Here is a 23012-nt window from a genome sequence, read left to right on the forward strand (position 1 = left end):
CCGCGAGGGCCGGAGGAGTCGAAAAGTATAGAGGTGCCGTCGGAGTAGTCGCACCCGTGTTCTCCGACGGCCTGCTCGCTTCCTGTCGACGGATCGGGACAGGACTGACTGCTCGCGTCGCACGAGCGCGTGCGAACGCTACCTCTGCCGACTGGCTCCGATTCGCTCTGCTCGCGACGATCTGTGTGTTGCTCGCGGTCGTCGCGGTCAACGTAGCGACCTCCACGTCGGCCGAGGACACCACCCTCCAGCGCGGGACGGTGACCCAGCCGGCCGACAACACGACGATCGTCAGCGTTCAGGGGTACACCTTCGAGGGCTCGGTCAACGACAAGAAGCCCGCTCGACTGATCGCGGCCGACGAGCGCGCGAACACGGACTGGACCTACCAGAGCCGACAGGGGTCCGGTGCCTGGTTCTTCGACGTCGATCCCCTCGACAATGGGAACCTGCTCGTCGTCTCGCCCCGCAGCGGCGAGACGCTGATCTACGAGCTAAATCCCGAGACCAGAGAGCGCGTCTGGGAACGGCGCTTCCCCTTCGAAGACACCCACGACGCCGACATGCTCAGCGAGGACGAACTCGTGATCGGCCACATGCGGGCCTGGAACGAGACCAGCGAGGTCAGCAACGACGAAGTGGTGGTCTACAACCTGACCACCGACGAGATTACCTGGCGCTGGCGGTTCCGCGAGCACTTCCACAACGACACCGACGGCGGTATGAACGCCGACTGGAGCCACCTCAACGACGTGGACCAGGTCGGCGAGCATCGCTTGCTCCTGTCGCCGCGCAACTTCGATCAGACGATCGTCGTCGACCGACGGTCCGGCGAGATCGTCCAGCGACTGGGTCGTGACGACGACTACTCGGTGCTCAACGAACAGCACAACCCCGACTACCTCATCGGCGAGAACGGGACGCCGACGATGCTTGTCGCCGACAGCGGCAACGACCGGGTCGTCGAGTACGCCCACCTGAACGGCTCGTGGGAACGGACCTGGGAGGTCGGAACGGACTCGCTCAAGTGGCCACGAGACGCCGACCGACTCCCGAACGGCAACACGCTGATCGTCGACAGCCTCAACCACCGCGTGATCGAGGTCACGCCCACCGGCGAGATCGTCTGGGAGTACTACGCCACCTGGGGACCGTACGACGCCGAGCGACTGGGGACCGGCGACGAGTCCAACGGCCCGACGATCCGCCAGCAAAACGCCACTGGCAGCTACGAACTCTCCGGTAGTGCGGGCCTGCGTCCCGGAACCGGCGACAACCTCGACTTCCCGGCTCGGCTCCAGGCGACGTTCTCGGGGACGCTGCTGTCCGGTCCCGCGAACGCCCTCGCACAGCTGTGGGGCCACTACATGCCGTGGTTCCGTCCCGTCTGGCTCTCCTCGTGGGACGCCGCGTTCCTCGTCGGCGCGGGCCTGCTCGCGGTGAGTTGGGCCGGCGGCGAAGCCATCCTGCGGCGCAAGCGACTCCTCGGCGGGCTCCGGCGACGACTCCCGTTCTGATCGGACCCGGTGGCTGCCCTCCCTGGCGTGAACGCCGGGGAGGATGTCATTACTGGCGTTCGATCTCTGCACCCCGGACGTTCTGCTTGACGCTGTGGAGTCCCTGCTTTGCCTTCTGCTTCGAGGCGTATCCCTGACCGCCGTCGGCGATGATGTTCCCGTTGTCGTGGACGAGCCGCCAGCGCCACTGGCCGGCGCTGTCCTCGAACAGCTCGAAGGTCGCGTCGCTCCCGCCGTCCTGGCTCTCGTCGTCTTTCGACTGGTCGATCACGTTCGCGCCCGGCGCGTTCGAGCGGACGCTCTCTAATCCCTGCTCTGCCTTCTGGGCCGACGAGTATCCCTCGCCCCCGTCGGCGATGACGTTGCCGTTGTCGTGGACCAGCCGCCAGCGCCACTCCTCGGCGCTGTCCTCGTACAGCTCGAACGTCGCCTTGCTCGCGGCCGCGTCGGTGTCGACGGCCCCTGCTTCTTCGGTCCAGCCGACCTCGATTTCGAGGCTCAGCCGCTCGCCTTCCCGCTCGATTTCGGTCTCCAGGTCGGCCTCCGGCGGTGCCGACACCGTCACCGTCTGTTCCTCGTCGGCCGGTGCGGGCTCGCCCCTGGCGAACCTGCGGGCGAGCCGCCGGAAGTACGACGCGATACCGTTTCGACTGCGCGTCTCGCTGGACTCGTGGATGGTCTCTTCTGGCATACATTCTGATCGTCAAGTGGCAAACACATAGTGGTGACCCTCGTCTCACCGTCGACCGCGCTCGCGGTCAGACGACCGCCAGTCCGCGGGGAAGCTGGCGATACTCGTCGGGCCAGGCCAGATCCAGCGCCGACCACGCCGTCCCGTCCTCGCTCGCGAACAGCCCGTGGTTCGTCAGCGCGTAGAACCGTCCGTCGTGGGCGGCCAGCACCGCCCGCGCGAGCCCGTCGGGGCCCGGCAGTCCCGACATCGCCCGCTCCCAGCCGTCCTCGGTCCGCCGATAGACGTAGGACTCGCCTTCCGTGCTGTGTGCATCACGGGCACCGGTGGCCGCCGACACGACGACATCGTCTGGGTCCGCGCCGACTGCCAGTCCCCAGACGTAGCGGTGATCGAGTCCCGACTGGGGGAACGACCACGTGTCGCCGCGGTCTCGCGACTCGGCGTAGCCGTCGCCGGCCGCCGTGTAGACGCGTTCGGGCGCGTCGGGGTGGGTGCCCAGCGTGTGGTTGTCTCGCCGCGCTCCGTCCGGGTGATCCTCCCAGTGCTCGCCCGCGTCGTCCGTCCGGACGAGCGCGCCCGCCTCGATTGCGACGGACAGACGGTCGGGATCGGTCGGATCGACGGCGATCCAGCGCACGTGGTGGGTGTCCGGCCGCGGCGGGAACGACCACCGCGACGCCGAGGGGAGGTCCTGCAACCCGGGCCGCTCGCTCCAGGAGTCGCCGCCGTCGGTCGATCGATACACCCGCGAGGGCTCGGTCCCGGCCCAGATCACGTCGGGATCGTGCGGACTGACCGTCACGGCGGTCACACGGTCGTCGGTGTCCAGTCCAGTGGTCCAACTGTCACCGCCGTCGGTGCTGTACTGGAGGCCCGCGTCGACGGTCCCGACGAAGACCCGCCCGGGACGCTCCGGCGCGGCGGCGACACACTCCAGTGAGTCCGCCACGGGTCGCTCCCGGGCCATCCAGTCGTCGTCCTCGATCACCAGCAGACGGTCGTCCAGCGCGGCGTAGCAGGTGGGCATGTGGCACCCTACGACTTCGCGGGACAAACGTCTCGGGGTGACACTCATACTGACGGCTGTAACTTCGTGAAGATCTTCGCCACCCTGGGGTGGCGAAATCGTTCACAGATTTACAGCCGGTAGTATCACCACGAAGTATTTACCGCAGGCCGGCGCAGGCCCGGCCGCATGGTACACTGCCCTGAATGTCAGACGACCCTCGAAACGGCCGACGACATCGAGTTCGCCGAGACCGACGCCACGACTGGCTTCATCAAAGCCTCAAAACGGTTCTACACGGCCAACTGTGCCGCCTGCGGCCTGACGATCGGCAGCGGCGTCGCCGGTGCGAAGTCGAACGGAGGTGCGGTCTGATGGCCCACTGTCCCGAGTGCGAGGCGACGCTCGATCAGCAAGACGACGTGGAGTTCGTCGACATGGACTCGACGACGGGCTTTTTCACCGCCTCCAAGCGGTTCTACCTCGTCGCCTGCGGCGAGTGTGGGGCCGCGATCGGCAGCGGCGTCGCCGGTGCGATGTGAGCGACGGATCATGAGCGGGCGTTCGCGGCGCTTTGCGCCGTGCGCTCTCGGCGGATTTGAACCGGAGGAAGACTCGCTTCGCTCGTCTTCCAGGGTGCAAATCCGCGCGTGCCATTCGCTGCTCACTGTCGTTCGCAGCAGCATGGGCCCGGGCGGATTTGAACCGAAGCGAGACTCACGCTGCTCGTCTCGCAAGGCTCAAATCCTCACCCGGCGTGATTGCTCCGCCCCTCGTGTCCACTCGTCGCAGCAGAATGGGCCCGGGCGGATTTGAACCGGAGGAAGACTCGCTTCGCTCGTCTCGCAGGGCTCAAATCCGCGTGTGCCATTCGCTGCTCACTGTCGTTCGCAGCAGAATGGGCCCGGGCGGATTTGAACCACCGGCCTCTTCCTTGTAAGGGAAGCGTCATAACCACTAGACCACGGGCCCGACACCGGCAGAGAAACGATGCGGGGAAATAACCCTTTCTCTCTGGAGGCGACAGCGTTACCCCGATCACACCCCAGGGGTCGAGCATGGAGCGGTCGACAGCGGTCGTCGGGGGAGTTATCGCCCTCCTCGTCGTCGGAGCGCTCGTCGTCTGGTCGGGCGTCTGGCTCCAGTTCGTCGATCCGGGGAGCTACGAGCGGACGACGGTGACGGTCGTCGACGAGGACGGGACGGAACTCGGCGTGGTCGACGCCCGCATCGCCGACACGTGGCAGCAGCGACTCGTCGGGCTCAGCCGGACCGAGTCGCTGGCTGCCGACGAGGGGATGGTGTTCGTCCACGACCGACAGGAGCGCCACGGCTACGTGATGCGCGCGATGTCGTTCCCGCTGGACATCGTCTTCGTCGCCGAGAACGGGACGATCACGCGGATTCACCACGCGCCCACGCCCGCCGACGGAGCCAGCGAGAGCGACCTCCGGGAGTACAGCGGCGAGGGCAAGTACGTCCTGGAGGTCAATCGCGGCTGGACCAACGAGACCGGCGTCCGCGTCGGCGACCGGGTACAGATTCCCGGCGAGACGACCGATCCTGCGGGGACCGGCGACGAGAGCGGCCCAGACCGACAGACCGCATCGACTCCGTCCTGTGACGCCGGACCGACGGGGGCGCCGTCGCCGACGAACGCGACCGTGACCGCACTGGACGAGGCGTGTACGCCGCTGGGAACCGTCTCCGTGGCGATCGCGGACAACGACAGCGAACGCATCACCGGGCTGAGCGACACCGACTCGCTGGCGTGGGACGAGGGCATGCTGTTCGTCTTTCCCGAAACCGGCGAGCACGCCTTCGTGATGCGAGAGATGTCGTTCCCGCTGGACATCGTCTACGTCGCGCCCAACGGCACGGTCACCCGGATTCACCACGCGCCGGTCCCCGACGGCGAGTACGAGCGCCGGTATCCCGGTACCGGGAAGTACGTGCTGGAGGTCAACCGCGGCTGGACCAACGAGACCGGCGTCTCCGTCGGCGACCGACTGCGACTCCCGAACGTCACCGCGTCGTAGCTGCTCCGTGTGTGCTGTTCTCACGGAGACGACGGGCTTTAGGTGACCGACCCATTCACAAGCGTGCATGGATGTCGACGCCGGGGACGACGACGCCTTCGAGGACGTTCGAGAAAACGTCGATCACCCGATGCGCCGGCTGTTCGCCGAGTACGGCCGGGACAACACCGGCGCGTTCACGGTCGGTCTACTGAGTAGTATCGTCGCGCGGCTGCTGGATCTGCTGCCCCCGGTGTTGCTCGGGATCGCCGTCGACGCGATCTTCCGGGACAATCGACCGTTCGCGCTGGGGCCGGTCGACCTCTCCGTGTACGCCACCGATCCCGAATCCCAGGTGATACTCGCGTCGAGTATCATCGCCGGGGCGTTCATCCTCGGTGCCGGGTTCCACTGGACCCGAAACTGGGGGTGGAACGCCTTCGCTCAGCGCATCCAACACGCCGTCCGGACCGACACCTACGACCGGATGCAGCGCCTGAACATGGACTTCTTCGCCGACAAGCAGACCGGCGAGATGATGTCGGTCCTCAGCAACGACGTGAACCGCCTGGAACGGTTCCTCAACGACGGGATGAACTCGGCGTTCCGGCTGTCGGTGATGGTCCTGGGGATCTCGGCGATCCTCTTTTACTACAACTGGCAACTCGCACTCCTGACACTGGTGATCGTCCCGGCGATCGGCTTCTTCACCTACCGGTTCATCAAAGCGATCCAGCCCAAGTACGCCGACGTGCGCTCTTCAGTCGGCCAGCTCAACTCCCGGCTGGAGAACAACCTCGGCGGTGTCCAGGTCATCAAGACCTACAGCACCGAGAGCTACGAGTCCGACCGCGTCGAGGACACCTCTCGTGACTACTTCGACGCCAACTGGGGCGCGATCAAGACCCGGATCAAGTTCTTCCCTGGCCTGCGCGTGCTCGCGGGCGTGGGCTTCGTCGTCACCTTCCTCGTCGGCGGGCTCTGGGTGTACGGCGGTGAAGGACCGTGGATCTTCACCGGGACGCTGTCCGAAGGTGAGTTCGTCGTCTTCATCCTCCTCTCACAGCGGTTCATCTGGCCGATGGCCCAGTTCGGGCAGATCATCAACATGTACCAGCGGGCCTACGCCTCCGCCGAGCGCATCTTCGGCCTGATGGACACGCCCAGCCTCATCGAGGAGACCGACGACGCCGAGGAGCTGGCAGTCACCGACGGGGAAGTCGAGTACGACGGCGTCACGTTCGGGTACGGAGAGGGGAGCGATCCCAGTGACGAGGAGGTGATCCTCGACGACGTGTCTTTCACCGTCGACGGTGGCGACACGCTCGCACTCGTCGGGCCGACTGGCGCGGGCAAGTCGACCGTGATGAAACTCCTGATGCGGATGTACGACGTGGACGACGGCGCGGTCAGGATCGACGGCCAGGACGTGCGCGACGTGACCATCCCGAGCCTGCGGGACGCCATCGGCTACGTCAGCCAGGAGACGTTCCTCTTTCACGGCACCGTCCGCGACAACATCGCCTACGGGAGCTTCGACGCCACCGACGAGGAGATCCGCGAGGCGGCCAAGGCCGCCGAGGCCCACGGCTACATCCAGAACCTCCCCGACGGCTACGAGACGATGGTCGGCGAGCGCGGCGTGAAGCTCTCGGGCGGCCAGCGCCAGCGCGTCGCCATCGCCCGCGCGATCCTCAAAGACCCCGAGATTCTCGTCCTCGACGAGGCCACCAGCGACGTGGACACGGAGACGGAGATGCTGATCCAGCGCTCGCTGGACCGACTCACCGCCGACCGAACCACCTTCACCATCGCCCACCGCCTCTCGACGGTCAAAGACGCCGACCAGATCGTCGTGCTCGAAGACGGCCAGGTCGTCGAACGAGGCACCCACGACGACCTGCTGGGCGAGGACGGCCTGTACGCCAACCTCTGGGCCGTCCAGGCCGGCGAGATCGACGAACTCCCCGAGGAGTTCGTCCGGCGCGCGACCGAACGCCGCTCGCAGGTCGACGCTGAGGTCGGGGACGACGACTGAAAGAGATTGCTGAGACATTCTGTACGAGCCCGCTGCACCGACCGAAACAGAAGGGTAGGCGGGAGTTCGCTATAGTAGCCATTGAAAATCAATGCACACCCGATCGCAGGACAGCAGTGCGATCGGTGCGGAGCCGGCGCTGTCAGTCGTCGTAGGGCCAGTCGCCGACGATCCGCATCCCCTCCGCGAGGTCCTGCTCTTCGAGCGCCTCGGCGATGGCTGCGGGCGGCCTGGGATCGACCGCCCGTTCGTCGTCCGCCAGCTCGACCGCCAGTTCCGTCAGGAGGACTGCCTGCTCGCGTAGCGTCCGGGGTTCGAGTTTGTCCAGCGTGTCCGCGTGCGTGTGCCCCCAGCCACGGCCCTCGCCGTCGGTCTCGCTCATGACGTGGATGCCGGGGACGCCCCACTGGACGAACGGCCAGTGGTCGCTGTGGGGGCTCATCGTCGGGGCGGTCGTTATCGGGTGTTCCAGCCGGTCGGCGACGGCGTCGGTGGCTTCGCTCAGGCCGTCGAAACCGTGCGTGAAACACTGGAGCGTCCGGCCGCGGACGACGCCGTCGAGGTTCAGGACCGCCGCGACGGTCTCGAACTCCCGCCGGTCGGCCAGGTGGCTCGATCCCACGAGTCCGACCTCCTCGGCACCGAAGGCGACGAACTCCACGCGCGTGTCCAGTTCGTCCTCGCGAGCGGCGAGTGCCTTCGCGACTTCGACGAGCGTCGCCGTCCCCGCGCCGTTGTCCATCGCTCCCTCCGCGATGTCGTGGGCGTCGACGTGGCTGGTCACGAGCACCGCCTCGTCGGTGTCGGGCCCGAGTTCGGCGTGGACGTTCTGGCTCGTCGCGGGCCGTGTCTCACAGTCGACGGCCACGGTCACCTCGTCGCCCTCGTGGCGGCGGGCCAGCCGTGCACCGGTCTCGCTGGCGACACCGACGGCGGGGATCTCGCCGAGTGGCTCCTCGGGCGTGCCGACGCTGCCGGTCGGCGGCAGCATCCCCTCGACGTGGTTGACGTAGACGAACGCCGCCGCACCCGCCTCGACGGCGTGGTAGTACTTCTCTCGGCGGTGGATGTAGCGGTCGTACCAGTCGGGCACGTCCGAGCGCGCGATCACCACCGCGTCCTCGCAGTCCGCCTCGTCGAACTCCTCGGGCAGGCCGTGGCCGGCGTCGACCAGCCGACCGGTCACCGCACCGGCCGGCGAGCGCGGGAGCGCGATCACCGCTCGGTCGTCGCTGGCGACGGTCTCGTCGCCGGCCGTGATCGCACTCGTCTCGCGCTCCCAGCCCTGGATGTCGAACGCGGACAGCCCGGCGTCGCGGGCGTACGCCGCGAGGGCGTCCCGCGTCGCCTCGGCGGCCGCCCGTTCTCCCTCGCTGCCGGCCATCCGGGTGCCCGTATCGACCAGTTCGGTGAGGTGTGTCCAGCCCGCGTCGCTCGTGAACGTCTCGCCGATCCACTCGGTCATGTCCGTCTCTGGGTTCGGCATCGGTTTGAATCACGGGGTCCGATCCGTCGCGCGGAAAGACCGGCTTTCTCACCTCGCGGTGCCGGAAAGCGTCCGTTTCGCCCCGTACTGGGCGTATAACTTACTCGCCGGCTTCGAACTCGGAGACGTAATGTCCGACCACGACAGACGACAGTTCCTCCGTCTCGCGCTCGCCGGGACGGGGCTCACGCTCGCGGGCACTGTGACGGGACAGCGCGGCCGCGCGACCCACAGAGACGAGCGGCCGAGCGGTCGCCGAGTCGCCGACGGCCTCGTCACCGTGACCAGCGACGCCGACTTCGATGCGACCGTCGACCGCATCTCGTCGGCGATCGAGGACAACGAGAACCTGACGCTCGTCGCCACCGTCGATCACGCCGCAAACGCCGCCTCGGCCGGCCTGGAGCTCCCGCCGACGACGCTGCTGGTGTTCGGGAACCCACAGCTCGGGACACCGCTGATGCAGTCTGCCCGGAGCGTGGCGATCGATCTCCCACAGAAGCTCCTGGTCACGGCGGTCGAGGGAACCGTCACCGTCACCTACAACGATCCCGCCTGGCTCGCACAGCGCCACGGGATCTACGACCGGGCCGGGACGCTGGAGACGATCGGCTCGGCGCTGGCCGGCCTGGCCAGCGGCGAGTGACACGCTGGAACCCTCTCTGGTGCTGTGCCGCGGGAAGACGAACCGCCTTCGGTCAGCTATTCGTTCGTCGTGTCCACTCCTCACAGAATAGTGGGCGGCGGGGGATTCGAACCGCCTGAACGCACTCGCGTTCGCTCGTTCGTTCCGTGCTTCGACTCCCGCGCTGCCGGTTCGCTCACTGCGTTCGCTGTACGGGCGGCGGGGGATTCGAACCCCCGACCATCTGGTCCGGAACCAGGCGTTCTGTCCACTGAACTAGCCGCCCTCGCAAAACCGTTGCTCTCGAATCGGTTTGAATCGATCGGTCGCGGAGAACAGCTCCGGCTCGGTCAGGGCTGCTCGCCGGTCTCGATGGTGAACTCGTCGGTCGGGTAGGCGACGCAGGTCAGGCAGTAGCCCTCTTCCATGTCGTCGTCGAACAGCGACTCGTTTTGGCTGTGGCGGATGTAGTCGCTGGCGGCACCGTCGGTGATCTGGCCGGCACAGGAGACACACTGGCCCTGTCGGCAGGCGTAGGGCATGTCCCAGCCTTCGTCTTCGCCAGCGTCGAGGATGGTCTCGTTGTTCGCGACCTCGATCGTCTCGCCTTCCTTGGCGAACTCGATCTCGTAGTACTCGACCTCGTCGTCGGCGATCTCGTCGGGGTCGAATCCGTCGTCTGCCTCCTCTTGGCCCTCTTCGAGCTCTGCGCCCTCTTCGCCCGCCGGGATCGCCGCCGCGCTGCCGCCACCGCCGATCGAGCGGTTGTACGGCTCGGGGAACTCCGTCTCCGGCACCGTCGCCGCTCGTTTCTCGATCACGTTCTGGGAGATATCCTCGTTCGGTTCCCAGCCCGTGCCCGAGCTGTAGTGGACCGCGACGACGACGATGGTGAGCACGGCCCCAGCGGCGACACTCACTGGTTCTACCATGCGCGAAGCTTTGGAGCACTGGCTTATTTAGCTGTTGTTTTGGCTGAGGGCGGGGCTCCCGTCTTCGGGGCAACCATAAGCGGGATGAGAGGATTCACTCCGTCGTGGCACGTCGATGAGTTCGCGACAATAACTGCTAGGGGCAACAGGAAGGGAGACGTACATCTGTGTCAGCGGCGTCACTGGCGTGGCGGTGTTGTCGCCCGCGCCGTCGCGGGCACTTGTGCTTCCCTGAGCAACGCTTCAACCTCATTCGCTGATGGCCGCCCGCAGATCGACACAGAGCACCGCTCGACCCTCGCGGATCTCGCCACCATCAGTAATATCTCTAATATTAGGAATTAAAAAATATAAGTAAGTATAAACAAAAAAAAAATATAATTGATAGACACGTCTGCGAAGACGCAATGCGAGATAGACGAAGTTTCATTCGCATGGCAGCAGGATCGGTCGCGGCTCTGAGTACCGTCGGAACTGTTAGCGCCGCCCGACGCACACACGGACTCTCCAAACAGAAGGTCAATAAGGCGTTTCACCGGGGCATAATCCAGGACGGTGCTGCCGGTGCCCGGGCAAACCTGGAAGACCTCGGTATCGAGGATCCAACTGTCAAGTCGCACAACGACTTCAGCGTACAGACCGATCCAGAGACGCTCGCAGAGGAGACCGACGATGCAGACCGCATCAGTCCTCAACACAAATACGGAGATCCGGAAAACACGGATTCCAAACTGTTCGTCAGTCAAAATAAGGTCGACGGGAGTGACGACAAAGTGCGGGTTTCCGTCGGCATGGCCCTCCGTGACCCAACGATGACACTGGGGCATGCATACTGGTGTGATGACGCAATCGGTGTTGGATACAACAGCTCCGACTGGGCTCCTGTGGGAAATCCCGTCGTCAGGGCAAGCAAGGACCACAGCGCACGGTTTACATCAGATGACGTCGCAGATGATGCCCTCGCCGGTACCGTGAAGATTCATAACCACGACAAGAGAGACGTGAACCCTGACCCGCTTCCACGAGCCACAGCGACTCTTAGCGGTGTGTTCCGTCTGCGAGACGGCAAAGTACCGTCGACTCTTTGGGGATCCTACAATCACACCACCTCTGTCAGTCCCACGTCTGCGATTGAGAGTATCACTGGTGGAAAGGGAGGACTTTCCCTCCAAATTAGCCCCGAGGCCCAGAAAGTCTGGAGTATCGCAGACTCGGTCGACCCAAGGGAGGAACTCTGACAACGTCTTGGACCGAATTAGTTACAACGGCGCAGAAGCACATATAACCCAACAATGACGAAATCTGACGCGTCACTACAGGCTCATCTTCGGGCAATCCGGACCGCCGTCGCTGGCGTTGCTCTAGCAATTTTAGCGGCCGGAGCAAATGATATCGGATCACTCGGATTCTGGCTGCTTGTCGTTACTGTTCTCGTCATCGCCTACTCATTCCTGCCGACGATCCTCGACAACGGAGACGCATAGCCTTCGGTGGGCTCGCAGATCCGGGGCCTCCCAGCCCCCGACGCCACCACAAGCACACGTGAGGAGGAGTACTGCGCCCCACTCCGCCGGCCAGTGTCTCAACAATCTTGTGTGGCTCATCCCCTCGCGGTTGCCAGCTACTGTCAAAAGGTGGCTGAAACGCTACTACAAGAAGCAAAATTAAAATAGGAGATTCGGAGAGAAAGCGTATGGGATTGCGCGAATCGTGGAACGAACTCGGAACCGGTGGGAAAATAGCGGTCGGCCTCGGCGTCGGCGGCGTCGTGCTGGTGGTGGCGCTCGTGGTGCTGGTCGTTCTCGCGGCGGTGCTGGCCTCGTTCGTCCTCGGGGTTGGATCCGAGACGGCACCGGAGACTCCGACAGCCTCGTTCAATTTCGACTACGAACAGTCTGCCGGACAGGTGCAGATCCAGCACGCCGGTGGGGACTCGATTCCTGCGAGTGAGATATCGATCGTCTCCGGAGGCCAACGCGTCTTCTGGGCGGACGGGGGTGGTGCCGTCAGCGGCGACGACGGACGAGTCGTCGCCGGCGACTCGATCACTGTGGACGTGGAGCCGGGCGACGACGTTCGGGTCGTCTACAAGGACGGGGACACGTCCGCTACGCTCTCTAGCTTCAGAGCTCCCGACAAAGGCAGTTGAAGTAGTCACCCTTCGCGACGCGGCACGTCGTGACGACCGAACCCGTAGCGGAGCCGGTTGGCCAGCCGCCGGGCGAACCGACCGGGGTCGTCGCCGTCGGTCGATCGCGACGAAAACCGCTCGGCCAGCGCCTGGTAGATCAGCGGCGTCGGCACCTCCTGTTCGAGGGCCTCCTGGACGGTCCAGGTGCCCGTCGAGCCGCCCTCGACGCGGTCGGCCACGTCTCCGAGGTCGGTGCCTTCCTCGCGGAACGCCTCCTCACACAGCTCCAGCAGCCACGAGCGGATGACTGCGCCGTTGTTCCACGTGCGTGCGACCGATTCGAGATCGAGGTCGAAGCGCCCCTCCGCGAGCAGCTCGAACCCTTCGCCGTAGGCCTGCATGAGGGCGTACTCGACGCCGTTGTGGACCATCTTCACGTAGTGGCCGCTGCCGGTCGGACCCATGCGGTCGTGGCCCGCGGGTCCGGTCGCGACCGCGTCGAAGACGGGCACCAGTGCCTCGTAGGCCCACTCCGGGCCGCCGACCATCAGCGAGAACCCCTCTTCGGCGCTCGCGGGGCCGCCGGAGGTGCCACAGTCGACGTAGGCGGCGTCGGTGCGCTCGGCGCGCCGGAGCGTGTCGTGGAAGTTCGAGTTGCCGCCGTCGACGATCACGTCGTCGGCGTCGACCAGTCCGTCGAGTTCGTCCAGCGCGGCGTCGATCGGGTCGCCGGCCGGGACCATCAGCCAGATGCGCTTCTCCGCGCCGAGTTGCTCGACCACGTCCGGGATCGAGTCGGCCGGCGTCGCACCCGCCTCGGCGGCGTCGGCGACGGCCTCCTCGGAGATGTCGAACGCGACCACGTCGTGGCCGGCCGCGAGTGTCCTGTCGACGACGATCCGTCCCATCCGCCCGAGTCCGATAACGCCGAGTTCCATACCGGTAGCTCTCGGGGGCTGTGTGGTATGGATTGTGGTTTTCGGTTCCTCGAACTCGCCGGCAGACGGCCCATCGAAAGTGGCTACTGTCGCCGTGTCGCGTTCGTCGCCACCCGGAATAGCGACGGTCGCTCCAGACTGACGGCCGACAGTGTGAGAACGGTCTTTTACTCTTCGTCGCGCATCTCGTCGAGGCGGCCGATCAGCTCGTCCTGGTCGGCGTCGGACTCGAAGCTGACGTCGCCGTCGTGGTCGTTGTTGTGGACGTTGACGGCCTCGTCCTCGTCGATGTCGTTGTCCTGATCCTTCTGTTCGGACTCGTCGTAGCTACCAAATCCCATGTCTAGACCCACACCAGTCAGCTACAAAAGCACCGTGGCTCGCCCGCGGTACGGCAGAGCGTCACGCTCGCGGCCCTCGCCGTCGGTGCTCGGTACGAGGCCGCCCGACTATCCCAGTGCGATGTCGAGGTACAGCATCACGACGACGCCGGCCATCGTCCCCAGCGTCGCGACGCGTTCGTACCCCCTGGTGTGCGTCTCGGGGACGATCTCGTCGCTGATGACGAACAGCATCGCCCCCGCGGCAAAGCCCATCGCGTAGGGCAGCAGCGGTGCGACGACGCTGACCGCGACCGCTCCGAGCACCGCCAGCGGGATCTCGACCACGCCCGACCGGATCCCGGCGAAGACGGCGTAGGCGCGACGATCTAGCCCGGCGTTGATCGCGGCCACGGAGACGGCCAGCCCCTCCGGCACGTTCTGGATCCCGATCGCGATCATCAGCGGGATCGCCTCTTCGACGTTGCCCGAGCCAAAGCCCACGCCGACGGCCAGTCCCTCTGGCATGTTGTGCAGCGTGATCGCCAGCACGAACAGGACGACCGCGCCGAGTCGCTCGTCGACGCCCGGCAGTCGATCACCGGGGTCCGCGGCGTCGGTCCGGCGGCTGCCGGTCAGGAGGTAGTGAGCGTGGGGCACGAACCGGTCTGCCTGATCGAGAAAGAGGGCCCCGAGGACGACGCCGGCCAGCGTCGGGAGCGGGTCCCCGCCGGAGTACTGCTCGATGCCGGGGATGATGAGGCTCGTGAACGCCGCTGCCAGCATGACGCCCGCGGCAAAGCCAAGCGCGCCGTCCAAGGCCCGCTCCGACGGATCGCGCCACACCAGCACCAGCGACGCTCCGAAGAGGTTCATCGTGGCGATGACGATCCCGCCGACCAGTCCCTGGACCACCGGATCGGTCCCCACGACTCGGACGAACAGCTCCGGTATCGTCTGTAGCATACCGCACCCACTCCCGGGAGGATTTAACTGTTGTCGGATCCGTGGCGGAACGCTTTTGCTCGCGCTCGGCGCAGGCCGACCCAATGGACCGCAGGGCTCGCGGACTCGCGCTCGTCGGCCTCGGCGTGCTGGTGATCGTCGGCACACTCGCCGTCGGTGCCGTGACCGCGCCCGACCGGAGCGTGACCGACGGCGACGGGCGACAGACCCTCGTCGGCTCGCAGGGCGGTGGTACCGGCTGGCACGACTACGGGAGCGTCTACCTGGTCGACAGCGACGCGACTGCCTGGCGCGAGGACAGCGCCGACAGCTACTTCGACGTGACCATGCTCCCGAACGGGTCGGTGATGGCCGGGTTCATGCACTCCGGCTACGAGGACGGCTGTGGCCCCTACGAGACGCCCTGTACGAAGACCGGCTTTCGGATCGTCGATCCCGACGCCGACGGCGGCCCGCGCGTCGTCTCGGAGCACGCCTTCCCGGTCCGTAGCGAGGGCAACAGCGAGGTCCACGACGTGGAACGGCTCCCCTCGGGCGAGTACCTCATGACCGACATGGACGCCGAGCGCCTCGTGGCCGTCCGTGGCGGCGAGGTGACCTGGGAGTGGCGAGCCAGCGAGCTGTACACCGCCCCCGAGGACCCGACCCGTCGCGACTGGCTCCACATCAACGACGTGGACGTGATCAACGAGAGCCACTATCTCGTCTCGGTGCGCAACGCCAACCAGCTCGTCGTCGTCGAGCGCGGCGCGGGTGCCGTCGAGGTGATCAACGCCGACCGCGGCGGCAGCGACGACAGCTGTCTCGTCCGGGGCGAACAGCTCGTTCCCGACGCCGATGGCGACGTGCGGTGTGGCGATCCGGACGTGTTGAACCACCAGCACAACCCCCAGTGGCTCGGCGACGGGGCGGTGCTGGTCGCCGACAGCGACAACGACCGCGTCGTCGAACTCCACCGGACCGAGAGCGGCGAGTGGGAGCCCGCCTGGACCCTGGAGCGAGCGGGTGGCATCCAGCTTGACTGGCCCCGAGACGCTGACCGGCTGGCAAACGGGAACACGCTGGTGACGGACACGCTCAACACTCGCATCTTCGAGATCGACCGGAACGGCACCGTTGTCTGGAGCACGAAGACGCCCCGCATCCCCTACGAGGCCGAACGACTGCCCGAGGGTGAGCGCGTCGGCGGGCAGCGCTACTCCGCCGGAGAGCCCACGGGAGAGACGGGCGGCGAGACCCCGACGGCGACGCCGGAAACGCCGGGGGGCGACGTGCCCGTCCTCTCGCTGGGGATGACGGTGTTGCGCGCGGCCGTCCCGTCGACGCCCTTCTGGTTCGGCGAGGCCCACCTCGGGTTCTCGCTGGTCGGACTCGTACTGGTCGTCGGTGGCGGGATCGACCGCTGGCGTGCGCCGTGACGCCGTCGGGGGGTCCGACGCCTTACAGCGGTTCGCCCCGGCCGAGCACCTTCCGCATCTCCATCGCGGCCGCGAAGTCCGTCCGCGAGACGACGCGGGTCCCGTCCGGCGTCGAGACGAACGCCTCGCTGGCCCGTGCCTGATCGAGTGCCACGAGCGCGTCGAAGGCCGGCATCGAGCCGTCGAAGGTCGGCAGGTCCGTCGCCATCAGGTCGGCGACGGTCGTCGTCTCGCGTTCCTCGGGCGCGACCGCCCGGAAGTCGTCGCCGCTGATGACTCCGACCACGTTCCCGTCTTCGACGACCGCGAACTCGGTGCGGCGGTCGGCGAACATGCGGGTCACCAGCTCCGAGACCGTGGCGTCGGCCTCGATGGTGGCGTCGGGCGCGGCCGCCATGTCGGTGACAGTCAGCCCCTCCAGTAGATCACCCAGTGCGACGGTTCGAGACTCGCTGCTCGCGGCTCCGTAGATGAACAGCGCCAGCAACACGAGCATCGGATTGAACCCGCCGAGCAGGCCCGCCGCCCCGAAGAGGATCGCGAACAGCTTCCCGACGGTCGCAGCCGTCCTGGTGGCCCCGGCGTAGCTGCGGTTCCTGGCCAGCAGTGCCCGCAGGACCCGACCGCCGTCCATCGGGAACGCCGGGACCATGTTGAACACCGCGAGCACGACGTTGGTCACCGCGAGCCAGCCGACCACGAAGACGACTACGGGCTGGGAGGCCGGGATCACGAACAGCGCGCCGTAACAGGCAAGTCCGGTGAGGATGCTGGTGGCAGGTCCCGCGACGGCGATCCAGAACTCCTTGTTCCACTCGCGGGGGATCGCACTGAGGCTGGCGAGACCGCCCAGGATCCACAGCGTGATCGATTCGACTTCCAGGTCGTAGCGCAGCGCGGCCCAGGCGTGGCCCAACTCGTGCAAGGCGACGCTGACGAACAGGCCGACGGCGGCGGCCGAGCCGATGATCCAGGGGATCGCGCCGTCGACGGTGAGCGCGTCGGTGTCGAGTGGCGCACCCGTCAGCCCCTCGATGAGGCCGGCGTACAGTTCGATCTGCTGGCCGCTGCCCAGCAGCCACGCGAACAGCGGCAACACGACGAGCAACGAGATGTGGATCTTGATCGGAATTCCCCACACCTGCGCGACTTTGAACGAGCGCATACCACTAGCTGTTTCCCAGCAGTGATACGTGTCGGGGTCGCGACAACGGGCCGCTCCGCTCGTCGCGCGATCAGACGCCCGCGACGCCGAGCGCGCCGACGCCGCCCGGCAGCAACGGGCTGACGAGGGTCAACACGAGGACCGACGCGAGCCACGCGATCAGCGCGATGCCGGCCGCGTCGATCCACCCGCCGGGGTAGCGCCAGTTGATGATGCCCAGGTAGACGAAGAAGCCGAGCACCGTCGCCAGGAGCCCGCCCAGCAGCGGGATCCAGCCGACCAGCAGCGATACGACGCCCACGCCGAGTGCGGCAAACAGCGCCGTCCACACCGCCTGCTCGAAGTCGCCGTCGCCGGTCATCACTCTCGCACCGACGTAGATGCCCAGCCCGCCGATCAGCAGGCTGACGAGGAACGTTACCACCGATCCGACGAGGCCGGAAAGTACCATGTGCGAAGGTCCTCGCCCACGACATACATACCTTCGGGCCGGTGGGTGCGCGGTGTCTGATCCGTCCGCGGTGCTTCCGTCTGGCTCCCGCCGGCAGCTACGCGATCACCAGCAACAGGAAGAACAGCGAGACGATCGAGGCGACTGTCGTCGCGAAGACGTTGACGGAGGCAAACGCCGAGTCACCGCCGAGTTCGGTGGCGTAGACGTACGTGGAGACGGCGGTGGGTGAGCCGAACATGACGAGCGCGGCGTTGCGCGTCAGCGCGTCGGCTCCGAACCCGGAGAACACGAGCCACGCGACCAGTGGCATCACCAGCACCTTCAGCCCGACCACCGTTGCGGTCCGGGTCAGCGGAATCTCGTGGCCTCGCGGGTCGAGCGAGCCCCCGACCGCGAGCAGCGCGACCGGGAGCGCGAGCGTCGACAGCCAGTCGAGCCCGGTCCCCGCGGCCGTCGGGAGGTCCAGTTGCAGCGTCGCGAAGGCGAGGCCGACGCCGAGTGTCAGCAAGATCGGGTTCGTCACGAGATTCCGGAGTTCGCCCAGGAAGTCGGCCTCGGTCTCGTTGACCCGGACGAGGACGAGGATCGTCAGCGGGATCTGGATCAGTGCCCCCAGTCCGAGGATGATGCTCGCGGTCGCCGCGGCGGTCGAGCCCAGCGTCGCCGCCACGACGGGCACGCCGAAGTACCCGAAGTTGCCGTGGTACGACTGGATCACGGCCACGCTGCGAACGTCGTCGTCGCCACCGCGGTTGCTCACCAGCGAGAGGGCGACCAGCGTCCCGATGACGACGACCAGTCCAGCCACGAGCGCGACCGAGAGCAGCTCGCCCAGTCGCTTGTCGTAGGTCGAAGTGAAGACGAGCGCGGGCAACAGGACGTAGAAGGCGACTTGTCCGAGTCGCTCGTTGCGAACGTCGGTGAGCACGCCGAGGCGGCGAGCGCCGAAGCCGGCGGCCACCAGCGCCAGCATGTAGGCGAACCGCCCCAGCAAATCGAGGTCGACGCTGGCCCCGAGTGCCCACAGCGAGTCCATATCGAGCCCCAGCCGATTGCCACGTTTGACTCTTTATCTTCGGCCGCCGCCGTCGCTCCTCTCGGGGACAAACGAAAGTGGTGACTCTCCCGAGGGCGACGCCACCCACATGGACTACGGCGTCTACCTCGTCACACAGGCCAGCCACTCCGCAGAGCGGTCGACCCCCGAGATCGTCGCGGCGGCGATCGACGGCGGCGTCGATGTCGTCCAGCTCCGAGAGAAGGACCTCGCTGCGCGCGAGCGTCTTGCGGTCGGCCGTCGAGTTCGCGAACAGACCCGCGCGGCCGGCGTCCCGCTGATCGTCAACGACCGGATCGATCTGGCCCGGGCGATCGACGCCGACGGCGTCCACCTCGGCGACGACGACCTCCCGCTCTCGGTGGCTCGGGAGCTGCTGGGCGAGGACGCCGTGCTCGGGCGCTCGGTCTCGTTCGTCGAGGACGCCGTCGCCGCCGAGGACGCCGGTGCGGACTACCTGGGCGTCGGCGCGGTGTACGCGACGGGGAGCAAGGACGACATCGACGACGACGAGCACGCCATCGGCCCCGAGCGGATCGCGGCCATCGCGGACGCCGTCTCGATCCCGGTCGTCGGCATCGGCGGCATCACGCCCGACAACGCCGCTCCGGTGGTCGAGGCGGGTGCCGACGGCGTCGCGGTCATCACGGCGATCACCGCCGCCGACGACCCCGCGGCGGCGACCCGACGGCTGGCCGAGACCGTCGACGACGCGCGGGAGTGACGCCTCACTTCGTGACGCGACTCGCCAGCGATGGGGTTCGCGACGGACAGTCTCTCCGGGGCAACGGCACCGTTCCGACGCCATTTTACTCCCTGACTGGATAGTCAGTCGAACATGTCTACCGACGAGCAGACGCCGTTCGATCGCTACCGGACGCGGATCGACCGGCCGCTGATGCGGTTGTTCGCAGACTACGGCACGTCGCGGACGCGCTGGCTCGTGCTCGGGCTGGTCGCGAACCTGCTGGCCCAGATGGCCTCGCTGTCGCCGCCGGTCGTCCTCGGGACCGCCATCGACGCGCTGTTCCGCGAGGAGACCAGCGAGTACTCGCTGTTGTTCCTGCCACAGGCCTGGATTCCCCCTGGAGAGGTCGCACAGTTCTGGCTCTCGGTGGCGCTGATCGCCGGCTCCTTCCTCGCGACGGCCCTTTTCACCTGGATCTACGGCGTCTCGGCGAACTTCTTCGCCCACGGCGTGATGCACTCCGTCCGCTCCGATAGCTTCGAGAAGATGCTCCGGCTGGACGCCGCCTTCTTCGACGACAAGCAGACCGGCGAGGTGATGTCGATTCTGAGCAACGACTCCCAGAACCTCGAACTGTTCCTCGACAACGCCCTGATGAACGGCGTGCGCCTGATCGTGATGGTGCTGGGCATCGCCGCGATCCTCTTCGCGCTCAACTGGCAACTCGCGCTGGTGACCCTCGTGGCGATCCCGCTGATCGGCGGCTTCACGGTCTGGTTCATGCGGGTGATCGAACCCCGCTACGAGGCACGCCAGTCCGCGATGGCCGACTTCAACACCCGCATCGAGAACGGGATCACTGGCGTCATCCTCGCGAAGGTGACCGGCAGCGAGGACTACGAGGTCGACCGCGTGCGTGACGCCTCACACGGCGTCTTCGAGACGACGATGGACGTGCTGAAGCTCTCGTACTTCTACCGGCCGGGGATGGAACTGTTGGCCGGCTTCTCCTTCGCCGCGACTTTCCTCGTCGGCGGCTACTGGATCATCTTCGACGCCCCGGGGCCGCTCACCGGCGAGTTGAGCGTCGGGGTCTTCGTCACCTTCGTGTTCATGACCCAGCGGTTCGTCGCGCCGCTGGCGGAGGTCTCGAACATCGTCGACCAGATCCAGAACGCGAAGGTCTCTGCGGCCCGCGTGTTCGGCCTGGCCGACATCCCGGTGCGGATCACCGACCGCGAGGACGCAACGCGTCTCGGCGACCCCGAGGGTCGGGTCACCTACGAGGACGTGTGCTTCTCCTATCCGGAGTTGTTGACCGACGACCACGGCCCCGCCGTCCCCGAGGACGAGACCGAGACCGACGGTGGGTTCGCCGCCCTCGACGGTGACGAGGGGGACGACTACGTCATCCGAAACGTCTCCTTCGAGGCCGACCCCGGCGAGACCGTCGCCTTCGTCGGCTCGACCGGCGCTGGCAAGTCGACGCTCTGTCGGCTGCTCTTGCGACTGTACGACGTGGACGAGGGCCGCGTCGCGGTCGACGGCAGGGACATCAGGGACCTCGAACTCGCGAGCCTGCGCCAGCACGTCGGCTACGTCTCGCAGGACGCGTTCCTCTTCGACGGCACCATCGGCGAGAACATCCGCTACGGCCGCTTCGACGAGCCCGACGAGGCGGTCCGCGAGGCCGCCAAAGCCGCCGAGGCCCACGAGTTCATCCAGCGCCTCCCCGACGGCTACGACACTCGCGTGGGCGAACGCGGCGTGAAGCTCTCGGGCGGCCAGCGCCAGCGTATCGCCATCGCCCGCGTCGTCCTGCAAGACCCCGAGGTCCTCATCCTCGACGAGGCCACCAGCGACGTGGACACCGACACCGAACAGCGCATCCAGGAGAGTCTCGACGCGCTGACCGAAGACCGAACCACCTTCGTCGTCGCCCACCGCCTCTCGACGGTGATCGGTGCCGACACGATCCTGGTGCTGGAAGACGGCGCGGTCGTCGAACGCGGCGACCACGACACGCTTCGCCAGCAGGGCGGGCGCTACGCGGAGCTGTGGGGCGCACAGACTGGCTCGGAGTAATCGTCGTCTCGTCTGCGACCACATCTTGTGCCACCGCTCGCGTCGCTACCTGTCGTTTGCAGTGCAGAAATATCGCCTTTGCACGCCCGACCGGGCGGCTAGATCACTGAATGTGGCCTTCGTCGCGCAGCTGGTCGGCGTCCTGGCTGGTGTAGCGCCACTCGATGTTTGCCTTCTCGTCCTGCCAGTCCCACGGTTCCACGAGGACCACGTCGTCCGTCTCGATCCACGTTCGGAACTTCATTCGGCCGGGGATCCGCCCCATGCGCTCCTTGCCGTCTTCGCACTGCACGCGTACGTGATTGCCGCCGTTGTGCTCTGTCACTACGGCGAACAGCTCGTCGTCGTTGGGCATTCGAAGGTTTCGACGCCCGGAATTCTCGCTCACAACATAAAGACGAGCCCGAGACGGATAACTATTCGGCGAGACGAGGTAGCGTGTCACACGGACTGCGCGCGGTCGCTCTTCTCCCGCCGTTTGGTACCACCTTTCTGTGTGGCGACCCGCTAGAGCGAGTGATGACTGACTGGACAGCACGCGATATGCCGTCGTTGGACGACCGAACGGTCGTCGTCACGGGCGCGAACAGCGGGATCGGCTACGAGGCCACGAAGGCCTTCGCCCGGCGGGGCGCGACCGTCGTCATGGCCTGTCGGTCGACCGAGCGCGGCGAGCGCGCGGCACGCGAGATCGACCGCAGCGTCGCCAACGCCGACCTCGACGTGATGGCGTGTGACCTCGCCGACCTCGACGCCGTCGCCGACTTCGCCGAGGCGTTTACGTCTGCATACGACGAGCTACACGTGCTCTGTAACAACGCGGGCGTGATGGCGCTGCCCCGCGGCGAGACCGCCGACGGCTTCGAACGGCAACTCGGGATCAACCACCTGGGTCACTTCGCGCTGACCGGGCACCTGCTGGATACGCTCGCCGCGACCGACGGCGCGCGCGTCGTCACTCAGTCCAGCGGTGCCCACCAGAACGGCGAGATCGACTTCGAGGACCTCCAGGGCGAGCGATCGTACGGTCGATGGTCGGCCTACTCACAGAGCAAGCTCGCAAACGTCCTCTTTGGCTACGAACTCGACCGACGGGCCGACGAGGCGGGGATCGACGTGACGAGCGTGGTCTGTCACCCCGGCTACGCCGACAGCGACCTCCAGCGACGGGCCGGCGAGGCGGGGGCGGGGGCGATCGGCGCTGCGATCGCACAGGCCGCCAACGCTCTCGTCGCCCAGTCGGCGGCCCAGGGCGCACTCCCGATGCTGTACGCGGCGACCCACGACGAGATCTCCGGCGGCGAGTACGTCGGCCCCGGTGGACTGCTGCACATGCGCGGTGCGCCCGCGGTGCAGGATTCGAGCGCCCGTTCGTACAACACGGCGACCGCGAGCAAACTCTGGCACGTCTCCGAGGACCTGACCGGCGTCGAGTACGACTTCGAGGTGGCGGTGACGACTGCCTGAATGGGCG

The 23012-nt window shown here is 66.7% G+C and carries 23 protein-coding genes, 2 tRNA genes and 1 pseudogene; 13 read left to right on the forward strand and 13 right to left on the reverse strand.

The window, feature by feature from the left end; genetic code table 11:
• The first annotated feature begins 56 nt into the window (after nt 1-56).
• Nucleotides 57-1517 (forward strand): aryl-sulfate sulfotransferase, encoded by a 1461-nt coding sequence (locus ACAH01_RS02570; protein WP_372480136.1) that lies wholly within the window; start codon nt 57-59, stop codon nt 1515-1517.
• Between the two features lie 49 nt (nt 1518-1566).
• Here ACAH01_RS02570 and ACAH01_RS02575 read toward each other — a convergent pair whose 3' ends face one another.
• Both ACAH01_RS02575 and ACAH01_RS02580 read right to left on the reverse strand, forming a co-directional pair.
• Nucleotides 1567-2208, reverse strand: coding sequence for an HVO_2922 family protein (locus tag ACAH01_RS02575; protein ID WP_372480137.1), 642 nt, complete (start codon nt 2206-2208; stop codon nt 1567-1569).
• Nucleotides 2209-2275: 67 nt separating this feature from the next.
• Complete coding sequence (locus tag ACAH01_RS02580) at nt 2276-3238, reverse strand: hypothetical protein (RefSeq protein WP_170092679.1); 963 nt, start codon at nt 3236-3238, stop codon at nt 2276-2278.
• Between the two features lie 168 nt (nt 3239-3406).
• Between ACAH01_RS02580 and ACAH01_RS02585 the strand changes: the two genes are divergently transcribed.
• Together ACAH01_RS02585 and ACAH01_RS02590 are read left to right on the forward strand one after the other, a co-directional pair.
• Nucleotides 3407-3592: a hypothetical protein gene (locus ACAH01_RS02585; RefSeq protein WP_153554548.1), complete on the forward strand. Its 186-nt coding sequence runs from the start codon at nt 3407-3409 to the stop codon at nt 3590-3592.
• Nucleotides 3592-3759 carry a hypothetical protein gene (locus tag ACAH01_RS02590; RefSeq protein WP_012807947.1) on the forward strand — a complete coding sequence of 56 codons (168 nt, stop codon included), beginning with the start codon at nt 3592-3594 and terminating at the stop codon, nt 3757-3759. Before ACAH01_RS02585 ends, ACAH01_RS02590 begins: the two co-directional genes overlap by 1 nt.
• A 357-nt stretch (nt 3760-4116) precedes the next feature.
• On the opposite strand, the gene ACAH01_RS02595 is transcribed toward ACAH01_RS02590, so the two are convergent.
• Nucleotides 4117-4189, reverse strand: a tRNA-Val gene (locus ACAH01_RS02595).
• A gap of 86 nt (nt 4190-4275) precedes the next feature.
• Here ACAH01_RS02595 and ACAH01_RS02600 point away from each other — a divergent pair.
• The 3 genes and pseudogenes from ACAH01_RS02600 to ACAH01_RS02610 all read left to right on the forward strand — a co-directional run.
• A pseudogene (locus tag ACAH01_RS02600) lies at nt 4276-4761 on the forward strand (DUF192 domain-containing protein); the annotation flags it as partial.
• A 165-nt stretch (nt 4762-4926) separates the two neighbouring features.
• Complete coding sequence (locus ACAH01_RS02605) at nt 4927-5256, forward strand: DUF192 domain-containing protein (protein WP_372480784.1); 330 nt, start codon at nt 4927-4929, stop codon at nt 5254-5256.
• Nucleotides 5257-5323: 67 nt separating this feature from the next.
• On the forward strand, nt 5324-7273 hold the full coding sequence (locus ACAH01_RS02610; protein WP_372480138.1) for an ABC transporter ATP-binding protein: 1950 nt from the start codon (nt 5324-5326) through the stop codon (nt 7271-7273).
• 142 nt (nt 7274-7415) lie between these two features.
• Here ACAH01_RS02610 and ACAH01_RS02615 read toward each other — a convergent pair whose 3' ends face one another.
• Entirely contained in the window at nt 7416-8738 is a 1323-nt protein-coding gene (locus tag ACAH01_RS02615; protein WP_372480785.1) for a M28 family peptidase, read from the reverse strand.
• 151 nt (nt 8739-8889) lie between these two features.
• Between ACAH01_RS02615 and ACAH01_RS02620 the strand changes: the two genes are divergently transcribed.
• On the forward strand, nt 8890-9405 hold the full coding sequence (locus ACAH01_RS02620; RefSeq protein WP_372480139.1) for a DUF302 domain-containing protein: 516 nt from the start codon (nt 8890-8892) through the stop codon (nt 9403-9405).
• Between the two features lie 192 nt (nt 9406-9597).
• Here the strand turns inward: ACAH01_RS02620 and ACAH01_RS02625 are convergent.
• Both ACAH01_RS02625 and ACAH01_RS02630 read right to left on the reverse strand, forming a co-directional pair.
• Nucleotides 9598-9670: transfer RNA gene (locus ACAH01_RS02625), tRNA-Arg, on the reverse strand.
• A gap of 64 nt (nt 9671-9734) precedes the next feature.
• Entirely contained in the window at nt 9735-10316 is a 582-nt protein-coding gene (locus ACAH01_RS02630; protein WP_153554543.1) for a 2Fe-2S iron-sulfur cluster-binding protein, read from the reverse strand.
• A 434-nt stretch (nt 10317-10750) separates the two neighbouring features.
• On the opposite strand from ACAH01_RS02630, the gene ACAH01_RS02635 reads away from it, so the two are divergent.
• Both ACAH01_RS02635 and ACAH01_RS02640 read left to right on the forward strand, forming a co-directional pair.
• Entirely contained in the window at nt 10751-11554 is an 804-nt protein-coding gene (locus ACAH01_RS02635) for a hypothetical protein (RefSeq protein WP_372480140.1), read from the forward strand.
• Nucleotides 11555-12009: 455 nt separating this feature from the next.
• Nucleotides 12010-12465, forward strand: a complete 456-nt coding sequence (locus tag ACAH01_RS02640) for a type IV pilin (RefSeq protein ID WP_372480141.1) — start codon at nt 12010-12012, stop codon at nt 12463-12465.
• A gap of 5 nt (nt 12466-12470) precedes the next feature.
• Here ACAH01_RS02640 and ACAH01_RS02645 read toward each other — a convergent pair whose 3' ends face one another.
• From ACAH01_RS02645 to ACAH01_RS02655, 3 genes are all read right to left on the reverse strand, one after another.
• Entirely contained in the window at nt 12471-13385 is a 915-nt protein-coding gene (locus tag ACAH01_RS02645) for a decarboxylating 6-phosphogluconate dehydrogenase (RefSeq protein WP_372480142.1), read from the reverse strand.
• Between the two features lie 167 nt (nt 13386-13552).
• Complete coding sequence (locus tag ACAH01_RS02650; RefSeq protein ID WP_012807936.1) at nt 13553-13726, reverse strand: DUF5786 family protein; 174 nt, start codon at nt 13724-13726, stop codon at nt 13553-13555.
• 108 nt (nt 13727-13834) lie between these two features.
• Nucleotides 13835-14671: a ZIP family metal transporter gene (locus ACAH01_RS02655; RefSeq protein ID WP_153554540.1), complete on the reverse strand. Its 837-nt coding sequence runs from the start codon at nt 14669-14671 to the stop codon at nt 13835-13837.
• 83 nt (nt 14672-14754) lie between these two features.
• On the opposite strand from ACAH01_RS02655, the gene ACAH01_RS02660 reads away from it, so the two are divergent.
• Complete coding sequence (locus ACAH01_RS02660) at nt 14755-16089, forward strand: aryl-sulfate sulfotransferase (protein WP_372480143.1); 1335 nt, start codon at nt 14755-14757, stop codon at nt 16087-16089.
• Nucleotides 16090-16111: 22 nt separating this feature from the next.
• Here the strand turns inward: ACAH01_RS02660 and ACAH01_RS02665 are convergent, their stop codons facing one another.
• The 3 genes from ACAH01_RS02665 to ACAH01_RS02675 form a co-directional block, all read right to left on the reverse strand.
• Complete coding sequence (locus ACAH01_RS02665) at nt 16112-17254, reverse strand: site-2 protease family protein (RefSeq protein ID WP_372480144.1); 1143 nt, start codon at nt 17252-17254, stop codon at nt 16112-16114.
• A gap of 70 nt (nt 17255-17324) precedes the next feature.
• Nucleotides 17325-17705 carry a hypothetical protein gene (locus tag ACAH01_RS02670; protein ID WP_153554537.1) on the reverse strand — a complete coding sequence of 127 codons (381 nt, stop codon included), beginning with the start codon at nt 17703-17705 and terminating at the stop codon, nt 17325-17327.
• A 97-nt stretch (nt 17706-17802) separates the two neighbouring features.
• The gene (locus ACAH01_RS02675) at nt 17803-18744 is read right to left on the reverse strand and encodes an AEC family transporter (RefSeq protein ID WP_372480145.1); all 942 of its coding nucleotides are present in this window, start codon (nt 18742-18744) and stop codon (nt 17803-17805) included.
• A gap of 109 nt (nt 18745-18853) precedes the next feature.
• Here ACAH01_RS02675 and thiE point away from each other — a divergent pair, with 109 nt between their 5' ends.
• Both thiE and ACAH01_RS02685 read left to right on the forward strand, forming a co-directional pair.
• Nucleotides 18854-19489, forward strand: coding sequence for a thiamine phosphate synthase (thiE, locus tag ACAH01_RS02680; RefSeq protein ID WP_372480146.1), 636 nt, complete (start codon nt 18854-18856; stop codon nt 19487-19489).
• Nucleotides 19490-19603: 114 nt separating this feature from the next.
• Nucleotides 19604-21538: an ABC transporter ATP-binding protein gene (locus tag ACAH01_RS02685; protein WP_372480147.1), complete on the forward strand. Its 1935-nt coding sequence runs from the start codon at nt 19604-19606 to the stop codon at nt 21536-21538.
• A 103-nt stretch (nt 21539-21641) separates the two neighbouring features.
• On the opposite strand, the gene ACAH01_RS02690 is transcribed toward ACAH01_RS02685, so the two are convergent.
• A complete protein-coding gene (locus tag ACAH01_RS02690; RefSeq protein WP_206039096.1) occupies nt 21642-21893 on the reverse strand; it encodes a translation initiation factor eIF-1A in 252 nt (83 codons plus the stop codon).
• A 164-nt stretch (nt 21894-22057) separates the two neighbouring features.
• Here ACAH01_RS02690 and ACAH01_RS02695 point away from each other — a divergent pair, with 164 nt between their 5' ends.
• Entirely contained in the window at nt 22058-23005 is a 948-nt protein-coding gene (locus ACAH01_RS02695; protein WP_372480148.1) for an oxidoreductase, read from the forward strand.
• Nucleotides 23006-23012: the final 7 nt, after the last annotated feature.

Origin of the sequence: Halomicrobium sp. HM KBTZ05, assembly GCF_041530035.1 — an archaeon.
Lineage (GTDB): Archaea > Halobacteriota > Halobacteria > Halobacteriales > Haloarculaceae > Halomicrobium.